Origin of the sequence: Nocardia sp. NPDC005825, from assembly GCF_040630175.1 — a bacterium.
GTDB lineage: Bacteria > Actinomycetota > Actinomycetes > Mycobacteriales > Mycobacteriaceae > Nocardia.
Map to the genome: position 1 here is coordinate 459638 of NZ_JBEXXC010000004.1, position 16642 is coordinate 476279.

The window sequence follows — 16642 nt, forward strand, 5'->3', positions numbered from 1 at the left end:
ATGATGGACCGCGATGCCTGAGCAAAAGACGCCTTCGCAGTGGTCCGCGCCGTCCTCGCAGCGCCCCGGGTCGCCGTCCCGTCGCAAGCCGACGGCGACGGATCGACTGCTGACGCCCTTCCGCGCGGTGGAAGCCCAGCTGGACAAGAACGGTCCGCTCTCGGCATCCACCGTGCGGTGGGGGTTGCTGGCCATGGCGGTCGGCGTCACGCTCGCCGTGCTCATCACCATGTTCGTCTCGCACGGCTTCGACTCCAACCGGGTGAAGGCGCACGCGCCGGGGGCCGCGCAGCCCACCGGCGCCGTCGCGGGCGCGGCCTTCGGCACCGCCAAGGAGGGCGACTGCCTGACCTGGACCAAGTCCAACGCCAGCGACCTGTCCAAGGTGGAGTGCGGCAGCAAGCACCTGTTCGAGGTGACCGCCGACATCGACCTGAGCAAGTACCCGGGCAAGGAGTTCGGGCCCGGCTCCCGCTTCCCGGACTCGCTGCGCTTCTCCGAACTGCGCGACGAGCACTGCGTGTCCGCCGCCCAGGAGTACCTCGGCGGCCGGCTCGACCCGCGCGGCAAATTCGTTGTCGGGCTGATCAATCCGGGTGAGGCGGGCTGGAAGGCGGGCGAGCGGACGCTGCGCTGCGGCCTGCAGGTCTCCGGCAGCCAGGGCCTGGCCACCAAGCCCATCACCGGCAGCGTGCGCGACATCAACCAGTCCAAGGTCTACGACGTGGGCACCTGCATCGGCATCAAGTCGAACCTGCCCACCGACCCGATCGACTGCACCCAGCCGCACGCCTTCGAGATCGTCTCCACCGTGGACCTGGCCACCCACTTCAACGGCGGCCCGCCGTCGAAGGACGAGCAGGACAAGTACATGGAAGACCAGTGCGCCAAGGACGCCACCGACTACCTCGGCTCCCCCGACGCGCTGCGCAACAAGACCCTCACCCTGTTCTGGGACGCGCTCGACACCCGCAGCTGGGTGGCCGGCAGCCGCAGCCTGAACTGCCTGGTCGGCAAGGGCGCGGATCAGGAGGGCTTCGCGGCCATCACCGGATCGGCCAAGGGCGACATCCAGATCGACGGTCAGGCCCCGGTGCCGCCGCCCAACAACGGCCGCTACACCCCGCCGCCGCTGCCCGGCGCGGTGCCGCCGGTCATCCCCCAGCCCCGCTAGTTCCGGAGACAAAGCAGTCATGCCCGTCTCCATGTCCGACGACCGCTTCGAGGAGCTGGTCGGCGACGCGCTCGACCTGATTCCGCCGGAGCTGGCCCGGGCGATCGACAATGTGGTGGTTCTCATCGAAGCGCGCAGCGACGAGGACCCCCACCTGCTCGGCCTCTACCACGGCATCGCCATCACCGATCGGGACTTCAGCCACTACGGGGGTGCGCTGCCGGACACCATCACCATCTATCGCGACGCCATCCTCGAGATGTGCGGCAGCGAAGACGAGGTGGTCGAAGAGGTGGCGATCACGGTGATTCACGAGGTAGCGCACTATTTCGGGATCGACGACGAGCGGCTCCATCAGCTGGGATGGGGCTGATTCGGGGAAGCCGGGAACCGGTCGGCAGACCTCTGCGTCCAATCTCCATAGCCGGGGGAAGAACGTAGAGAGGGAGCCCGATCATGGTTGGCCACGTCCTCGTGCAGCCCGAGGTGATCCTCGCGGCCGCCCTGGAACTCGACCTGCTCGCCGAACGCCTGGCGGCCGCAGCGAGCGCGGCCGCGCCGGCGACCCATGTGCTCCCCTCCGGCACCGAAGAGGTGTCCTTCCTGGCCGCCGCGCACTTCAACACCGCCGCGCTGACCCATGACCGGTCCGTCGCCCAGGGCATTCTCGAACTGCACCACGCCGCCGCGACCCTGCGCAGCCAGCTGGCCCAGTACCTGGCCCTGGACGCGGTGCGGGCGGCCGATATCGCGGCGATCCAGGTGTAGGGGGAGACACGTATGACTTTGGGGATCACGGGGGTGTTCTGGCTGCCTCGCCTGGCCGAGATCAACTCCATCTCGCTCAATGCCGGGGCGCACGCGATTCCGATCGCCGCCGCGGCCGGCGCCTGGGGCGGGCTCACCGCCGCCTGGATGGACGCCACCGCCACGGTGGCGCGGGTGATGGCCGAGATCGGGATCGGACTCGAGGGCATCAACGGTCTGAACGTGCTGGCCCGGCTCGGCGGGTTCACCGTCTGGGCCGAACAGCAGGCCGTCATGGCGGGCGTGATGTCGAGCAAGGCCGACACCAATGCGACCGCGTACACCGTGGCCTCCATCGCCATGCCGAGCTTGCCGGAGATCGCGCTGGTCGAGACCGCGCGGGTGGCCGCGTACTCGACCGGCGGGGCGCTCAACGGCAGTGCGGAGGCCGCCGAGGCCGCGAAGCTGGCGCTCGACATCCGCGCCGCGCTGGTGATGGAAACCTATGAGGCGGCGACGAGTTCGATGGTCGCCACGCCGGGACAGTTCCTGATGCCGCCGCCCATCGCGGTGGGCGCGGGCACGGCGAATGCGGGTGGGGACGCGTTCCCCCTGACGAGCGCGCTGGCACAGGTCGCCCAGGTGGCCGGGACAGTCGCCGCCAGCGGTGTCAGCGGCGTGGGAAACGTTGCGAGCAGCGCGATTACGGCCGTCGCCAACGCGATGACATCGACTCAGGGATTCGGGACGCCGATTCCGCCCGGCACCGCGGCGGCCGTGACCGCCGGCGGGGCGGGGCTCACCACGCAGGCCGTGTCCTACTCCGGCAATGGCGGATCAGTGAATATCGGCAATGGCGCGGGCGCACTGCGTCTGCCCGAGGGCTGGGGTGCGGGCCACGGAAACCCCGGCGGTGCAACGGCTCCCACCGCACAACTCGCCGAACCCATCGGCGCGTCCGCCGCGACTCCGGCCACCGCGCCGATACGGTCGAGCGGCACCGGCCCGCTGCTCGGTACACAGAGCGCCGACGAGAAGGAGACACACCGCGGCCACGACTACGGCCGATCGGTGGAGGTTTTCGCCGACGGCCGGTTGATCGGGCCCGCGGTCATCGGCGCAGACGTCCTGGCCGACCGGTGACCGTCCTCGGCGCGGGCCGCGGGCCGTCGCTGCTCGGCTCGGTCACGTTGTCGCTCGACGAAATGCAGTATCTCCAGCAGACATTGGGGATCGACGAGCTGCCCGTGGTGCTGAATGCCCTGGGGCGCTATGACAATGCCGCCGACCACGACGCCGCCATGGCCGCCGCGGCCACCACGCTGGCCGAACGCGAACTGCTCGACGGTGATCCGGCCGCTGCGGGCCGCGACGGCGACGGGTCCTCCAGCGCTGCCCGGACCAGCCCGAACCAGGTCCATCCGGAACTCGCCGAACGGCTGCGCGCGCTCTACCGGCCGCACTGGGTGCTGGCATTGCGCTGGTACGTCGAGGGTCGGGTCAATCGGCTCTGTATCGCCAAGGGCGACGACATCGAGGTGGTCGCGCTGCGCGGCCCCGGGTCCTATGTCGTCGACGAGGCGAGCCATGACCTCCCCGGCACCGTGCTGGCCGCGCTCGGCCCGGCCGATCCGCTGGAACTGTCCGGAATGCACGCGCCCACCGAGGATCTGGCGCCGATCTTCGACGACGCGGGCGACTCCGCGACCACGGCGGCCCGGCTGAGCACGGTGTGCGATCCGGCGCGGGACGCGCAAGCCATCGCATCGGCGCTGGTGCGGGTGCATTCGCACGCGGAGATCGTCGGCGTGCGCTACGGCGACGGCGTGCGTGAGGTCGCCGGGAATCACCTCGCCGTGTACAACACCCGCCATGGCCGGTTCCTCGCCATCACGACCGCCGCCGACGACGGGACCCGGTGGACGTCCTTCGCGAGCGGCACCCCCGCCCGGCTGCGCACGGCGTTGCGGGATCTCGTCGAATCCCTGCCCCTGCGTGCCGAATTCGGGGCCTAGCCCATCGGGTCGTCGCCAGTGCCGGCGAAGGCGCCGGTGAACGGTGCGGGAAAGCGGCCCCAGCGGGTGCACTCCCAGGTGTCGTCCTCGAACGGCTGCAGCTCGATGGTCTCGGTGTTGTCGAGATGGTTGTTGGCGGCGAAAAGCCGTGGCACCCCGGTGAGTTCACGCGACACCAGGCGCATGGCCGCACCGTGGCTGACCACGATGATATCGCCGGCGCCGGGCCGGGTCAGGTAGTCGTCGCGTAGTCGCCGCAGCGCGGGCAGGTAGCGGGCGAGCACGTCCTCGCCGGATTCGCCGCCCGGGATCCGCACGCTCAGATCACCGAAATGCCAGGCGTGATAGACCTTCTGGAATGCCAGGTGCGCGTCCCGGCCGGTCTGACCCTCCAGGTCCCCGAGCTGCACTTCTTGCAGGTCGTCGAGCACGTTGAGCGCGACGCCGGTCGCGGACTCGATGTAGCCGCCGGTCTGGCGGGCTCGCAGCGCCTGCGACGAGAACAGCTGTTGCGGCGGCGCGAGCAGGTTCGCGCCGAAGTTCTTGGCCTGGGCCACACCGCGTTCGGTGAGCGGCAGCCCGGGCAGCCGGGTGTCGAGGATCTTGCCCACATTGCCTTCGGTCTCGCCGTGGCGGACCAGGATGAGTTTGCCGCTCACAGGTCGGCCACCCCCTTCTTCAGATCGGCCAGCCAGGCCGCGGCGGGCGCGTCCGGTGGCGGCGGGGTGCCGGTGGCCGCGGTGGCGGGCCAGGACCCGAGGAACCGGATCCGGGCGGCGGTGCGGTGCAATGCCTTCAGGGCCTCGGCGACGGCGGCGTCGTCGATGTGTCCGACACAGTCCAGGTAGAAGCGATAGGTCCCCATGCCGGTGCGCGTCGGCCGGGACTCGATGCGGGTGAGATCGATTCCACGGGTGGCGAACTCGGCGAACGCCCGCATCAGCGAACCCGGTTCGTTGGCCAGCTCCAGCACGATCGAGGTGCGATCCGTACCCGTCCGCGCCGGGGCCGGTCGCGGCGGCGCGACCAGCACGAAGCGGGTGACGGCGCGCTCCACGTCGGCGACGCCGTCGGCGAGGGTGTCCAGTTTCAGGCGCTCGCCCGCCAGCGCGGTGGAGACCGCGGCCTCGGCGTGCCCGGCCACCACGTCCTCGGCGGCCGCGGCATTCGAGGCCGAGGTGTACATCTCGGCCAGTGGCATGTTCACGGCCAGCCACATCCGCACCTGCGCGGCCGCGACCGGATAGGCGGCGATGCGGCGCACCTGGTCGAGCGCGACGCCGGGGCGGCCCACGATCGTGAACGCCACATCCAGATCGGTCTCCGCGACGATCTGCAATCGCGGGCCGACGGCCAGCGCGTCCAGTGTGGGCGCGATCGAACCCTCCACCGAGCTCTCGATCGGCACCACCGCGCCCGCCGCCTTACCGGCGCGCACCAGTTCGACGGCAGCGCCCTGACTCGGGGCGGGGACACGCTCGACCGGTCCATCGAAGGCTCCGGTGGACTCGAGTTTGGCGAGGGCCATCTCGGTGAAGGTTCCCGACGGCCCGAAGTAGGCGATACGCGGCACGGTTACGACAGTACTTGCGTGCGCGCGGTCACCCCCCGCTTTGTCCGACTCCCGGGTAACTTTCGGCGAAATCCTCGGTGTCGCCATAAAAACCGCAGGCCCGGACGCCGGGAGGGCGGACCTGAGACCGGCGGCTGGGCGGATTCAGCCGCCCAGAACCGCCAATCCGGTTCGCACGGCAACCTCATCCGAGGTCTCGACGGCGAGCAGGACATCGCGGAACGCCTCGACGGCGGGCGGCTGCAGGCCGGTCAGGAACGCGGTGTCGGGGGTGGTCAGTGCGGTGCGGATGTCCTCGCCGCAGAGGGCGGCCACGGTCGCGGCGACTGCGGCCAGGGCGCGCTCGCCGGAGTCGGTGCGGGCCACGAAACCGGTGTCGCCGTGCACGATTCGCACCAGGAACTCCGAGACCGCCTCGTCGTCGAGGGCGAGGTCCAGGATCTCGACGCCCGGGTCGGCGGTGAGCGGTCGGACCAGGTCCTCGGTGAGCCCGCGCGCCGGGCGCGGCGGGACGGACAGGCTCAGCGCGACCGGTTCGGGCGCGTGCGATGAATCGTGCGGCACGCCCCCACCGTAATGGCCCCGGCAGGCCGCCTGACCTCGACCCCGAGGGCGGGCGGCGGGGCGGCGCGGTCCCGGCGTGCGGGGGAACGTCTTGCGCGAGCGACCTGCGTCACTTAGCTTAGGTTTACCTAATTCACCCCCGGAGGTGTCCATGACGCACGCGGCCCAGGTCGTCGCGCCCACTACCGCCGAACGCGTGCACAGCGCCTGCGCGCACGCCGAACACGCGGTCCTGGCCCTCCCCGGCCTCGACCCCGTGCCCACCTCCGTGCACCTGCTGCGGCAGTGCGGCGACATGGTGATGGCGGTGCCGATGAACTCCACCGCCGCCGGACTCGTGCACGGCTGCGGCGTGAACGGCTCCCCCGCGGTGCTCGAACTCACCGACCAGGCGCCACTGGCCCTGCGTGAACGCGTCCGCGCCCTGGTCTGGCTGCGCGGCTGGGCCCACGCGGTGCCCGCGCACGCACAGCGCGCCCTCGCCGGGGCGATCGCCACCGACCACCCGCACCCCGACCTGCTCGACATCGGCCACACCGCGACTCTGCTGCGGCTGGTCATCGACTCCGCCGTAGTGGCCGACACCTCCGGAGCCGCCTCGGTCGACCGCGAACAACTCCGCGACGCCCGGCCCGACCCGTTCTGCGCGCTGGAAGCCGGTTGGCTGCAACACCTTCAAGCCGACCACCCCGACGTGGTCGACCGGCTCGCCCGCCGCCTCCCGCACGCCCTGCGCCGCGGCGCGCTCATCCACCCGCTGGCCATCGACCGGTACGGCGTCACCCTGCGCGTCGAGGCGATCGAAGCCGACCACGACGTCCGCATCCCCTTCGAGGCCCCCGCCGACGACATCGAATCGCTCAGCCGCGCGGTACACGCTTTGGCGGGCAACCCCTTCCACGGCGGGATGCACCGGATCTGACGCCGCCGCGCCTAGATTGGCGGCATGGTTTCGGCTGATCCCGCGCCCGTCTGGCCCGCGCCCGAGTCGTCCGAACAGGCGCGCCGGGCGATCACACTCGAGATCGCGGTGGTGCTGGTCGTCACCTTCGGGCTGAGCGGGGCCAACGCGGCACTGTCACTGCTGGAGAGCGCCCTCTCCCCCGGCGGGGTCGGCGGGCAGACGGTGGCGCTCAATCCCTCACGCGCCACCCAATCGGCCATCGACCTGCTGTTCCAGCTGTTGAGCGTGGCGCGGCTGCTCGGATGGGCGGCGCTGGGGATATATCTGTTGTGGCGCAGCGGGATCGCGCCGCGGGCCATCGGGCTGGCACGGTCACTGCGCTGGCGCGCCGACGTGCTGCCCGGTCTGCTGCTCACCGCGGTGATCGGGATACCCGGACTGGGGCTGTATCTGGCAGCGCACGCCCTCGGCGTGAGTGTGACCATCGTCCCCAGTTCGCTCGAACACTGGTGGCGACTCCCCATGCTGGTGCTGGCCGCCTGGGCCAACTCCGCGGCCGAGGAAGTGCTCGTTGTGGCCTATCTCATCACCCGGCTGCGGGCGCTCGGCTGGACCGAGAACCGGTCCCTGCTGGCGTCGGCGCTCCTGCGCGGCAGCTACCACCTGTACCAGGGGCTCGGCGGCGGGCTCGGAAACCTGGTGATGGGATTGATCTTCGGGCGGTACTGGCAACGCACCAACCGGCTGTGGCCGCTGCTGCTCGCGCACGCCCTCATCGACACCATCGCCTACCTCGGGTACGCCTTCCTGCGCGGACATGTCTCCTGGCTGCCGTGAATCCGCCCGGAAAGCGGCGCGGCGCGGGCGCGGTCGGTACTGTTTCCAGTAATGAACGGCGACGACCCCCAGCACTTTGCACGGATGCGCCGGGAGCCGCCGCCGGGACGTCCGGGGGAGCGCCCGGCCCACCCGCAGCGCCCGATGGCGAATCCCGGGCAACCACAGCGGCCTTCGGCTCCACGGCAACCCATGCCCGATCGAGCGCGGAACTACGACCCGCCCGTTAACGACGGCGGCCCGCGGGTAGAACCAACCCAGGTGATCCGACGCGATGAATCCGGTCAGGCCCTGGCGTATTCACAGGTGCCGCCGCCCCGGAACCCCGACCCGCGCCAGCGGCCGCCCGGGAACCGGATGCCGCCGGGCAATCGCGTGCCACCCCCGGGGAATCGGGTTCCGCCCCAGGGTGATCGGATGCCCGCCCGGACCGCGACGCCCATGGGACACGCGCCCACCCAACAGCCGGTCCCCTTCCACGAGGACCCGCCCCGCACTCCCCCGCCGCCGCTCCCCGGCAAGCGCCGCGGCGGCGACGGCCGTCCCCCACGCGGCGCCCGGCCGCGCCGCAAACGGCACTGGTTCCGCTGGATCCTGTCGCTGCTGGTGGTGCTGCTCGTGCTGCCCATCGCGGCGGCCATCTATGTCGACACCCACCTGACGCGGATCGACGTGCTCGCGGACTACTCCGGACGGGTCGGCGACACGCCCGGGACGAATTGGCTTCTGGTCGGATCCGACAGCCGCGCGGGGCTTTCGCAGGCGCAGGAAGACGAGTTGTCCACCGGGTCCGATGTGGAGGGCGAACGCACCGACACCGTGATCCTGGTCCACATCCCCAAATCGGGGCGGCCCACGCTGGTCAGCCTGCCGCGCGACTCCTATGTGAACATCCCGGGCGTCGGCAAGGACAAGCTCAACGCGGCATTCTCGGTGGGCGGCGCGAAATTGCTGGCCCGCACCGTGGAAGGCGCGACCGGCGTGCACATCGACCACTACGTGCAGATCGGATTCGGCGGCTTCGCCAATATCGTGGACGCGGTCGGCGGCATCGATATGTGCCTGGACCAGCCGATGAAAGACCCCTTGGCGGGAATCGATCTGCCGGCGGGCTGCCAGACCCTGAGCGGCCCGAACGCACTGGGTTTCGTGCGTTCCCGCGCCACGCCGCGCGCCGATCTGGATCGCATGCTGAATCAGCGCAAATTCCTCAGCGCGCTGTTGAAGAAGGCGTCCAGCCCGGCCACGCTGGCCAATCCGTTCCGATCCTGGCCGCTGGTACGGGATCTCACCTCGGCGTTGAAAGTCGACGACGGTGCGCACGTGTGGAATCTGGCGGGCCTGGGCAATGCGCTGAGCGACGATCCGATCACCACGACGGTGCCGGTCGGCGGCTTCGAGAATGTCTCCGGCAGCGGCAATGTGCTGCTCTGGGACAAGACCAAGGCGAGTGCGTTCTTCGACGCGCTGGCCAAGGATCAACAGATCCCGGCGGACCTGATCACCACGGTCGGAAGTTAGTTCGAATTAGGCAATACTTGCCTCAATAAGGCTGTACTCAATAAGGCTGCACTTGGATGACACGCGGTTTTACCAGGATTAATGTCTTCCGCATGTCCACCCGAACCCAGACCAAGCGCAGCAAGTTCCAGGCCCTGCTGCAGGATCAGATCCGCAACGAATTCAATGCCGAGCACCAGTACATCGCGGTGGCATTGTGGTTCGACAATGCCGATCTTCCGGTCCTGGCCAAGTATTTCTACAAGCAGGCCGTGGAAGAGCGCAATCACGCGATGATGATCGCGCAGTACCTGATCGACCAGGACATCAGTGTCGAGATGCCCGGGGTCGATTCCGCCACTTCGCATTTCGCGAACGCCAAGGAGCCGATCGCGCTCGCCGTCGCGCAGGAGCAGTCGGTCACCGACCAGATCGTCCAGCTCGCCAAGACCGCCCGCGAAGAGGGCGACTACCAGGGCGAGCAGTTCATGCAGTGGTTCCTCAAGGAGCAGGTCGAGGAAGTCGCCACCATGAAGACCCTGCTCACCGTCGCCGAGCGGGCCAGCGCGAATCTGTTCGACCTGGAGAACTTCGTGCAGCGGGAAATGAGCAGCCCGAAGGACGCTTCCGGCGCGCCGCACGCCGCGGGTGGCTCGCTGTAACAGGCGAATCACGGCAATAACCCGTGGGGCCGAACACGATTCGGCTCCGTCCGGTGGATAGACGACACAGGCCCGGTCCGAAACTTCGGACCGGGCCTGTTGCCGTATCGCGCGGAAATCCGCGGACGGTCAGCGCAAGGTGACCTGACGCGAACGCAGGCCGTCACGGGAACGGCGCTCGTCGGAGGTCAGCGGGGCGTCCGACTTCAGCGCGGCCGCCAGCTTCGCGCCGAATTCGCGTGCGGGGGCTTCCCATTCGCTCGCGTGGCGCTCGCGGTCCAGGTCGAAGACCGGCACCAGCAGGCCGTGGGTGCGGAACGAGCCCGCGAACCGCGAACCCTCGCCCAGGTGCAGATCACCGGCGGCGTGCAGGCGGGCCAGGGCCAGCATCAGCTGGTCCTCGTCCTCGGGGCGCACCCAGCGGATGTGCGCCTTCTCGCCGGCGTCGACCCACCAGGCCGCACCGATCGCGTCCGCGCCCAGCTCCAGGCGGGCCGACGGCATGATGGCCCGATTGGCCTGCTCGATGGTGGCGGCCACCTGCGGGTCCGGGGTGACGCCCGCGGGCACCCACCAGTTGAAGTCCTGGTGCACCGTGAGGTCCAGGGCCGCACCGGAATCCAGCACCTCGGTCAGCGGGGCGCCGCCGACGCTGGCGGAGGCGAGCGAGTCGCCCGGGGTGGCGGACTGGGTCCACAGGATGGCGGCGGCCAGATCCGCGGCGGGATCCGCGGACTGGAACTGCACCTGCGTGCCAACGAAACCGACCGGCTCGTCACCGGCCCGCACCAGCGCGGCCACCGCGCCCGGCAGCACGGTGGCGAGGGTGACCTCACGCTCCGCGCCGACGCTCGGCGCCAGCTTCAAGGTCGCGGTCGCCGACGGCACGAACTCCCGTAGCGCGACCAGATCGCATTCCGCGGCCAAGCCCGCGAAGGGCCGCGTCACCGTCGACGCCGCCGCCTCCTGCTCGGCACGGCGAGCGGCCAGCTTCTGCGCCCGATTGGAGTCCGGCTTGGGACTGTTGCGCTTGCTCTTACCCATAGGTCCAGAACCTACTGTGTCTTCGGCCCTGCGCTTCGCTCCGGGCAGGGTTCGCGGCCCCTGGTCCCGATTCTTCCCTCCTCCGCTCCTCCGCTTCGCTCCCCCGCTCCGTCAGTCCAGAATCGGGACGGCCGCGAACTTCGGGGAATTCTCCTCGGGGCGAGGACTATGCGGCGGTGAGCACGGCCTTGGTGCGGGCGGGGTGGTTGGTGGCCACCCAGTCCACGCCGAGGTCGGCGCAGAGCTGGATGTCCTCGGGGTCGTCGCAGGTCCAGACGTAGGTGGCACGGCCCGCGGCGGCGGCCTTGTCGACCAGATCCGGGTGCTCGCGCAGGGTGCGGACCGACGGGCCGATGGCGGTCGCGCCGACGGTGTGCGCCGCGCCGCCGGACAGGTACAGCGAGGACTCGCCCAGCAGCACCGTCGGCAACAGCGGGGCCGCGCGGCGGATCCGCCAGACCGCGGTCGCGGCGAACGACATGACCACGGCGCGTGAGTGATCCGCGGAGGCGGGCGCGCCGATGCCGTAGTGGTTCAGCTCGTTCAGCAGGGTGGTCTCCACCAGTGCGCCGTACCGGACCGGGTGCTTGGTCTCGATGAACAGCTTGGTGGGCCGGCTCTTCCAGTCCAGCACCAGCTCGATGAGTTCGCGCAGGGTGAGCACGCCCTCCGGTTCCGCGGCGGTGCCGAAGTTCAGGGCCTTCAGCTCCTCCAGCGTCATCTCGCTGACCGCGCCGGTCCCGTTCGCGGTGCGGTCCACCGTGCGGTCGTGCACGCAGACCAGGTGCCCGTCGCGGGTCAGGCGGATATCGCATTCGACGCCGTCGGCGCCCTCCTGCAGGGCGAGATCGTAGGCGGCGAGGGTGTGTTCGGGTCGCGCCGCGGACGCCCCCCGGTGCGCCACCACGAACGGCGCGCGACTGGCCCGGCTCACTTCGCCACTACCTCCTGTTGCTCCGCGTCCGGAGCTGCCTGTACAGCGTTCCCGGCGGCGGCCTCATCCCCGACCACAGCATCATCCCCGACCGGAGCCGCGGGCGCGCGCCGCACGGGCTCGATCACCGGGCGCGCCGGTCCGGTCGCGATCAGCCAGCGGCGCGGCGTCTTCGGACGACCCTGCAGATCCAGGCCCGCGAACGCGCGCACCAGACCCAGGGAGGCCACCGCGACACCGGCCGCGACCAGATCCGTCCACATCGCCACCAGCACGCCGTCGGCCTGCACCTGCAGCGAATCCGCCCATCGGTAGCCCAGCGCCACCAGCACCAGCACCGCGTTCGACAGCCAAGCGGCCCACCAGATCCGGACCGCGCGCAGCAACCGCGGATCACCGTCGCCGGTGCGCTGCGCCGCCTCGGTCAGGAAGATGCCCGGCCAGATCAGGTTCGCGACCGGCACCACACAGCCGAGCACCAGCGACAGCAGCGACCGCGAATCCGACTCGCCCACATTCGCGTACGCGGCTCGGCGGGTCTCGGCGAGCCAGCCGACCAGCGCCACCGCCGACAGCAGGGCCAGCGCCAGCGCCAGGATCGCCGAGACGGTTACGGCCGCATCGGAGATCCACAGCAGCCAGGGCTGGATGAGGCGGGTGCGATTGCGCAGCAGGATCCCGTAGCGACCCAGTTCGGCCAAGGCCGCCACCACGAAGACGGCCGCGGTCACGATGAGCAACCGGTCCAACCGGTCGGTCCACGCGGCCAGCGGGCGGTACGGCTCGGGAGCTTCGGCCGGGGGCCGGTCGTGCAGTCCCCAGCGCGGAATCTGCTGATAGCGCGGCGTCACCGCGGAACCCGGGCGCCGGACGGGCTGAGCAGCAGCGGATTTGCGGCCCGGCGGGCGGGCCACCCAGCGGTAGTTGCGGCGGTCGGCGGGCGCGTCCACCGGGGCCGGTGACAACAGCACGCCGTGGCAGCGCGGGCACCAGTGCAGCGGTTTGCCCTGGACCGCCCAGCGGGCGCCACAGCGGGCGCACGGCTGTACGACGGCGGATCGCGATCGGCCCACCTGTCCCCCGTTCATCGCTCCACCTCTCCGCGCCTAGTAGATCTTCGCCTCGGGACCGTCCCCGGTGAGCGGACGGCCGGTCTGCTGCCAGGCCACCATGCCACCGGAGACATTGATCGCCTCGTAACCGATCTGGTTCAGGAACTCCACCACCGCGATGGACCGGCCGCCCTGCCGGCAGATCACGAAGATCTCGGCGTCGATGTCCAGGTCGTCGAGCCGGGCCGGGACGTCGGTCATGGGGATGTGGATGGCGCCGGGCGCGCGGCCGAGCTGCCACTCGTCGTCCTCGCGGACGTCGAGGAGCTGGGCGGGCGCGGGCGCGGCGGAGCCCCAGCCGTCCGCGGCGTCGAATTCCGCGGGCACCTCATCGATGGGCACCGAGGGCACGTGGGGGTTCGTCACGGTTTCGATCCTGCCACGCGCGCGCGAGGGCTGTGGAGTTCCGTACCTGCACAAGGTTGGTTTCGAGAGTTATCCACATAATCCACAACCTGATCCACAGGTTGATGGACGACTGATTCGTCCGGGTCGGCCGATCCGGAAGTCCCCTCCCCGTTCCGGAGCGGCCGACCCGAAGGCCTGTCTCAGAAGGCCTCATCCAGTCTGACGCCGCAGGTCGGCCCACGGTTCCATTCGCACCGGAAAAAAACGACATAACTAGAGAAAACCGGAAATACACGGTCCGGCCAGGCAAGATCGGTAGCCTGGCGCTATGACTGTGAGCAGGGGGCTACTCGACGACCTGGATATCAAGGGACTGAACCTCGCGCTGTCGGAGGCAACCTGCCTCGGCATCGACGTCGATCCGGCGGCGGCCACGCTGAGGCTGGAATTGGACGTCTTGACCCTCCCCGCGGACGGCCCGCCACCAGCCGACTGCGACATCTACCTCAACCTCCTCGGCGTCAGCCGGATCGCCGCCTCCCTGCGCCGCCAGCGCTGGGACGACCTCGAGCCGGTTGTGCTCCCGCTCACCGTCGACGGCCTGCACGACGCCGTGAACAGCTTCGGCGGCGGCGCACTGCACGGGTGGGACTTCGTCGACCTCAGCGACAGCTCCTGGAACCAGTGGCGCAAGCTGCTCAGCTTCGACACGGTGCTGCGCGACGAACCCGGCGCCCACCTGATGGAGTTCTCCCAGGAGGAGGGCATCGACCCGCGCGAACTCGACATCCGCGTCTGGTTCGACGCCGCCGAGGTCACCGACAAGCACGGCCGCCCGATCCCGTTGCCGGAGTTCATCGCCGGCGGCGTGCGCTGGTGGCAGGCCCACGACGCGGGCGACCCGCGCACCCAGCGGCCGGACGTGGTCCCGGCGCTCTAGGCGGCGGTCACCCCGGTCGCGTGATCGGGGCAGTAACCGCCGGGGTTCTTCGCCAGGTACTGCTGGTGATAGCCCTCGGCGTAGAAGAACGCGGAAAGGTCCGGGAGCGGGGCGATCTCGGTGGTGATCTCCCCGAACCCGGCCGCCGACAAGCGTTCCTGATAGTCGGCCCGCGACGCCGCGGCCGTCCGCGCCTGCTCGTCGTCGAGGGTGAAGACGGCCGAACGGTATTGGGTGCCGCGATCATTGCCCTGCCGCATGGCCTGGGTCGGATCGTGGTGCTCCCAGAACCGCCGCAGGATCGCGGCGTAGTCGATCACCCGCGGATCGAAGACCACCAGTACGCATTCGGTGTGACCGGTACGGCCCGAACAGGTTTCCTCGTAGGTCGGGTTCGGGGTGTAGCCGCCCGCGTAGCCCACGGCCGTGCAGTACACGCCCTCCAATTCCCAGAACCCCTGCTCGGCGCCCCAGAAACAGCCCATGGCCAGCACCGCGAGCTGCGTGCCCGCCGGGAACGGGGGTTTGAGGGAATGACCACTGACGTAGTGCTTGCCGGGCACGACCAGCGGTTCGGAACGCCCGGGCAGAGCTTGCCCGGGAGTCACCATGGTCGGCTCCGGCAGTCGCAAGCGACCGACGAACTCGTCGTACCACGACATGACTCCAGGCTACGGGACGTGTGGGATATATATCTGGGCCGGAATGTGGGGGCACGCAGCCCGGTTGCGAACGAGCGGGTGTACGAATGATGGTTGGGTGCGCCTCGGATCATGCCGAGGGCACGCGGCCCCCCGACACGGAAAGGGACATCGTGGCTGTTTACACGTTGCCAGAACTCGATTACGACTACAGCGCCCTGGAGCCCTTCATCTCCGGGCAGATCAACGAGATCCACCACACCAAGCACCACGCCGCCTACGTCGCGGGCGTCAACGCTGCCCTCGAGAAGCTGGAAGAGGCGCGGGCCAAGGACGACCACGCCGCCATCTTCCTCAACGAGAAGAACCTCGCGTTCCACCTCGGTGGCCACGTGAACCACTCCATCTGGTGGAAGAGCCTGTCCAAGGACGGCGGCGACAAGCCGGTCGGCGACCTGGCCTCGGCCATCGACGAGGAGTTCGGCTCCTTCGACAAGTTCGTCGCGCAGTTCTCCGCCGCGGCCAACGGCCTGCAGGGCTCCGGCTGGGCCTGGCTGGGCTACGACACCCTGGGCAACAAGCTGCTCACCTTCCAGCTCACCGACCAGCAGGGCAACGTGCCGCTCGGCATCATCCCGCTGCTCGGCCTGGACATGTGGGAGCACGCCTTCTACCTGCAGTACAAGAACGTCAAGGCCGACTACGTGAAGGCGTTCTGGAACGTCGTCAACTGGGCGGAGATCCAGGACCGCTACTCCAAGGCGGTTTCGCAGGGCAAGGGCCTGATCTTCGGCTGACGCCCGCTCATGCTTGCGGAGGCCCGCGAACCGGTCGGTTCGCGGGCCTTTCGGCATTTCAGGGGGCCGGGTGCTAGCACTCTTTGGTACTTGTGTGCCAGTTAGCTTCGGGTACAACCTGGTGTTCCCACTGGCAACACCGGGCACAGCCGCCCCCTGGGAAGTTCGGGAGGCACATCATGAGTGGTCAGATCGGCGTCATGCCCTTCCAGGCCCATGGTTCGCTGCAAGGATTCGTGATCTCCGGACGCTGGCCCGACTCCACGAAGGAATGGGCGCAACTGCTGGTACTGGCCGTGCGGGTGGCCGGATTGCCGGGCCTGCTGCCCACCTCGACGGTGTTCGGAGCACGGGAAGAGCTGCCCGACGACCCCGACCCGGCCATGGTGGGTTTGGTGATCGCGGAAGGGCCCGTGCTCGGAGACGAAGCGTTGCAGCCCGGCAGGTTTGCCGGACATGTGCCACCCGCCTTGATCATGTTGCATCCGCCGCGCGAAACGCGCCCCTCACTGCCCGAGTGCTCGGGCGCGGCCTCGGGCTGCCTACTGCTGCCGGGCCTGCCGCACCTCGGACTGGAACACCGCGCGGCCTGGGTGGAGACCGATTCCGACGGTGCGGTGACCTCGATGGTTTCGCGGGTCGGGGTGGATCCGATCAGTGATCCCGACACCGCGGTTCTGGCTATGCTGCTGGCCGCGTAAGGGAACCCGAAACCTTTCGGCAGCATCGCCAAACTTATTGCGCGCATTGCGATTTGGATGACAGCGGTTTGCATGCGCCCGGTTTGCCGGAGTAAAGTTGCCCCCGAGCGAAGGGGAGTAGCCCCCAATCACGCCGTCGACATACTGAT

Annotated in this window: 20 protein-coding genes; 12 read left to right on the forward strand and 8 right to left on the reverse strand. The window is 69.6% G+C overall.

The features are described from left to right. Positions 1 to 13 precede the first annotated feature (13 nt). The 5 genes from ABZ382_RS14365 (at position 14) to ABZ382_RS14385 (ending at position 3936) form a co-directional block, all read left to right on the forward strand. Positions 14 to 1174: a septum formation family protein gene (locus ABZ382_RS14365; protein ID WP_357088322.1), complete on the forward strand. Its 1161-nt coding sequence runs from the start codon at positions 14 to 16 to the stop codon at positions 1172 to 1174. 19 nt (positions 1175 to 1193) lie between these two features. Then, positions 1194 to 1547, forward strand: coding sequence for a metallopeptidase family protein (locus ABZ382_RS14370; RefSeq protein WP_357088325.1), 354 nt, complete (start codon positions 1194 to 1196; stop codon positions 1545 to 1547). 83 nt (positions 1548 to 1630) lie between these two features. Further along, entirely contained in the window at positions 1631 to 1942 is a 312-nt protein-coding gene (locus ABZ382_RS14375; protein ID WP_357088328.1) for a PE domain-containing protein, read from the forward strand. A gap of 12 nt (positions 1943 to 1954) precedes the next feature. Further along, complete coding sequence (locus ABZ382_RS14380) at positions 1955 to 3064, forward strand: PPE domain-containing protein (protein ID WP_357088331.1); 1110 nt, start codon at positions 1955 to 1957, stop codon at positions 3062 to 3064. Then, positions 3061 to 3936 carry an ESX secretion-associated protein EspG gene (locus ABZ382_RS14385; protein ID WP_357088334.1) on the forward strand — a complete coding sequence of 292 codons (876 nt, stop codon included), beginning with the start codon at positions 3061 to 3063 and terminating at the stop codon, positions 3934 to 3936. The genes ABZ382_RS14380 and ABZ382_RS14385 overlap by 4 nt, the downstream gene beginning before the upstream one ends. On the opposite strand, the gene ABZ382_RS14390 is transcribed toward ABZ382_RS14385, so the two are convergent. The 3 genes from ABZ382_RS14390 to ABZ382_RS14400 form a co-directional block, all read right to left on the reverse strand. Further along, positions 3933 to 4595, reverse strand: coding sequence for a histidine phosphatase family protein (locus ABZ382_RS14390; protein WP_357088337.1), 663 nt, complete (start codon positions 4593 to 4595; stop codon positions 3933 to 3935). The two genes, ABZ382_RS14385 and ABZ382_RS14390, sit on opposite strands and share 4 nt — an antisense overlap. Then, a complete protein-coding gene (gene pheA / locus ABZ382_RS14395) occupies positions 4592 to 5509 on the reverse strand; it encodes a prephenate dehydratase (RefSeq protein WP_357088339.1) in 918 nt (305 codons plus the stop codon). Before pheA ends, ABZ382_RS14390 begins: the two co-directional genes overlap by 4 nt. 144 nt (positions 5510 to 5653) lie before the next feature. Beyond that, the gene (locus ABZ382_RS14400) at positions 5654 to 6073 is read right to left on the reverse strand and encodes a hypothetical protein (protein WP_357088342.1); all 420 of its coding nucleotides are present in this window, start codon (positions 6071 to 6073) and stop codon (positions 5654 to 5656) included. Between the two features lie 151 nt (positions 6074 to 6224). Here ABZ382_RS14400 and ABZ382_RS14405 point away from each other — a divergent pair, with 151 nt between their 5' ends. The 4 genes from ABZ382_RS14405 (at position 6225) to ABZ382_RS14420 (ending at position 9976) form a co-directional block, all read left to right on the forward strand. Then, positions 6225 to 6995 carry a DUF2470 domain-containing protein gene (locus ABZ382_RS14405; protein WP_357088345.1) on the forward strand — a complete coding sequence of 257 codons (771 nt, stop codon included), beginning with the start codon at positions 6225 to 6227 and terminating at the stop codon, positions 6993 to 6995. Between the two features lie 24 nt (positions 6996 to 7019). Continuing rightward, complete coding sequence (locus ABZ382_RS14410) at positions 7020 to 7814, forward strand: CPBP family intramembrane glutamic endopeptidase (RefSeq protein ID WP_357088348.1); 795 nt, start codon at positions 7020 to 7022, stop codon at positions 7812 to 7814. A 417-nt stretch (positions 7815 to 8231) separates the two neighbouring features. After that, entirely contained in the window at positions 8232 to 9335 is a 1104-nt protein-coding gene (locus ABZ382_RS14415; RefSeq protein ID WP_357088351.1) for an LCP family protein, read from the forward strand. 92 nt (positions 9336 to 9427) lie between these two features. Continuing rightward, complete coding sequence (locus tag ABZ382_RS14420; protein ID WP_357088354.1) at positions 9428 to 9976, forward strand: ferritin; 549 nt, start codon at positions 9428 to 9430, stop codon at positions 9974 to 9976. Between the two features lie 129 nt (positions 9977 to 10105). Here ABZ382_RS14420 and ABZ382_RS14425 read toward each other — a convergent pair whose 3' ends face one another. From ABZ382_RS14425 to ABZ382_RS14440, 4 genes are all read right to left on the reverse strand, one after another. Beyond that, entirely contained in the window at positions 10106 to 11020 is a 915-nt protein-coding gene (locus tag ABZ382_RS14425; protein WP_357088356.1) for a DUF5926 family protein, read from the reverse strand. Positions 11021 to 11186: 166 nt separating this feature from the next. After that, a complete protein-coding gene (locus tag ABZ382_RS14430; protein ID WP_357088358.1) occupies positions 11187 to 11954 on the reverse strand; it encodes a glycerophosphodiester phosphodiesterase in 768 nt (255 codons plus the stop codon). Then, positions 11951 to 13042, reverse strand: coding sequence for a DUF4328 domain-containing protein (locus ABZ382_RS14435; RefSeq protein ID WP_357088361.1), 1092 nt, complete (start codon positions 13040 to 13042; stop codon positions 11951 to 11953). The genes ABZ382_RS14430 and ABZ382_RS14435 overlap by 4 nt, the downstream gene beginning before the upstream one ends. An 18-nt stretch (positions 13043 to 13060) precedes the next feature. After that, the gene (locus tag ABZ382_RS14440; RefSeq protein ID WP_357088786.1) at positions 13061 to 13393 is read right to left on the reverse strand and encodes a rhodanese-like domain-containing protein; all 333 of its coding nucleotides are present in this window, start codon (positions 13391 to 13393) and stop codon (positions 13061 to 13063) included. 349 nt (positions 13394 to 13742) lie between these two features. Here ABZ382_RS14440 and ABZ382_RS14445 point away from each other — a divergent pair, with 349 nt between their 5' ends. Continuing rightward, positions 13743 to 14354, forward strand: a complete 612-nt coding sequence (locus ABZ382_RS14445; protein ID WP_357088363.1) for a hypothetical protein — start codon at positions 13743 to 13745, stop codon at positions 14352 to 14354. On the opposite strand, the gene msrA is transcribed toward ABZ382_RS14445, so the two are convergent. Continuing rightward, positions 14351 to 14965 carry a peptide-methionine (S)-S-oxide reductase MsrA gene (gene msrA, locus ABZ382_RS14450; protein WP_357088788.1) on the reverse strand — a complete coding sequence of 205 codons (615 nt, stop codon included), beginning with the start codon at positions 14963 to 14965 and terminating at the stop codon, positions 14351 to 14353. The genes ABZ382_RS14445 and msrA overlap by 4 nt on opposite strands. 203 nt (positions 14966 to 15168) lie before the next feature. On the opposite strand from msrA, the gene ABZ382_RS14455 reads away from it, so the two are divergent. Both ABZ382_RS14455 and ABZ382_RS14460 read left to right on the forward strand, forming a co-directional pair. Next, positions 15169 to 15792, forward strand: coding sequence for a superoxide dismutase (locus ABZ382_RS14455; protein WP_357088365.1), 624 nt, complete (start codon positions 15169 to 15171; stop codon positions 15790 to 15792). Between the two features lie 179 nt (positions 15793 to 15971). Next, positions 15972 to 16493 carry a peptidase gene (locus ABZ382_RS14460; protein ID WP_357088368.1) on the forward strand — a complete coding sequence of 174 codons (522 nt, stop codon included), beginning with the start codon at positions 15972 to 15974 and terminating at the stop codon, positions 16491 to 16493. Positions 16494 to 16642: the final 149 nt, after the last annotated feature.

Excerpts from the sequence above, each read along its gene's own strand:
- ABZ382_RS14365 (WP_357088322.1), top strand. The coding sequence starts at position 14 with ATGCCTGAGCAAAAGACGCCTTCGCAGTGGTCCGCGCCGTCCTCGCAG.
- ABZ382_RS14370 (WP_357088325.1), top strand. The coding sequence starts at position 1,194 with ATGCCCGTCTCCATGTCCGACGACCGCTTCGAGGAGCTGGTCGGCGAC.
- ABZ382_RS14375 (WP_357088328.1), top strand. The coding sequence starts at position 1,631 with ATGGTTGGCCACGTCCTCGTGCAGCCCGAGGTGATCCTCGCGGCCGCC.
- ABZ382_RS14380 (WP_357088331.1), top strand. The coding sequence starts at position 1,955 with ATGACTTTGGGGATCACGGGGGTGTTCTGGCTGCCTCGCCTGGCCGAG.
- ABZ382_RS14405 (WP_357088345.1), top strand. The coding sequence starts at position 6,225 with ATGACGCACGCGGCCCAGGTCGTCGCGCCCACTACCGCCGAACGCGTG.
- ABZ382_RS14410 (WP_357088348.1), top strand. The coding sequence starts at position 7,020 with ATGGTTTCGGCTGATCCCGCGCCCGTCTGGCCCGCGCCCGAGTCGTCC.
- ABZ382_RS14415 (WP_357088351.1), top strand. The coding sequence starts at position 8,232 with ATGCCCGCCCGGACCGCGACGCCCATGGGACACGCGCCCACCCAACAG.
- ABZ382_RS14420 (WP_357088354.1), top strand. The coding sequence starts at position 9,428 with ATGTCCACCCGAACCCAGACCAAGCGCAGCAAGTTCCAGGCCCTGCTG.
- ABZ382_RS14425 (WP_357088356.1), bottom strand. The coding sequence starts at position 11,020 with ATGGGTAAGAGCAAGCGCAACAGTCCCAAGCCGGACTCCAATCGGGCG.
- ABZ382_RS14435 (WP_357088361.1), bottom strand. The coding sequence starts at position 13,042 with ATGAACGGGGGACAGGTGGGCCGATCGCGATCCGCCGTCGTACAGCCG.
- ABZ382_RS14445 (WP_357088363.1), top strand. The coding sequence starts at position 13,743 with ATGACTGTGAGCAGGGGGCTACTCGACGACCTGGATATCAAGGGACTG.
- msrA (WP_357088788.1), bottom strand. The coding sequence starts at position 14,965 with ATGGTGACTCCCGGGCAAGCTCTGCCCGGGCGTTCCGAACCGCTGGTC.
- ABZ382_RS14460 (WP_357088368.1), top strand. The coding sequence starts at position 15,972 with ATGAGTGGTCAGATCGGCGTCATGCCCTTCCAGGCCCATGGTTCGCTG.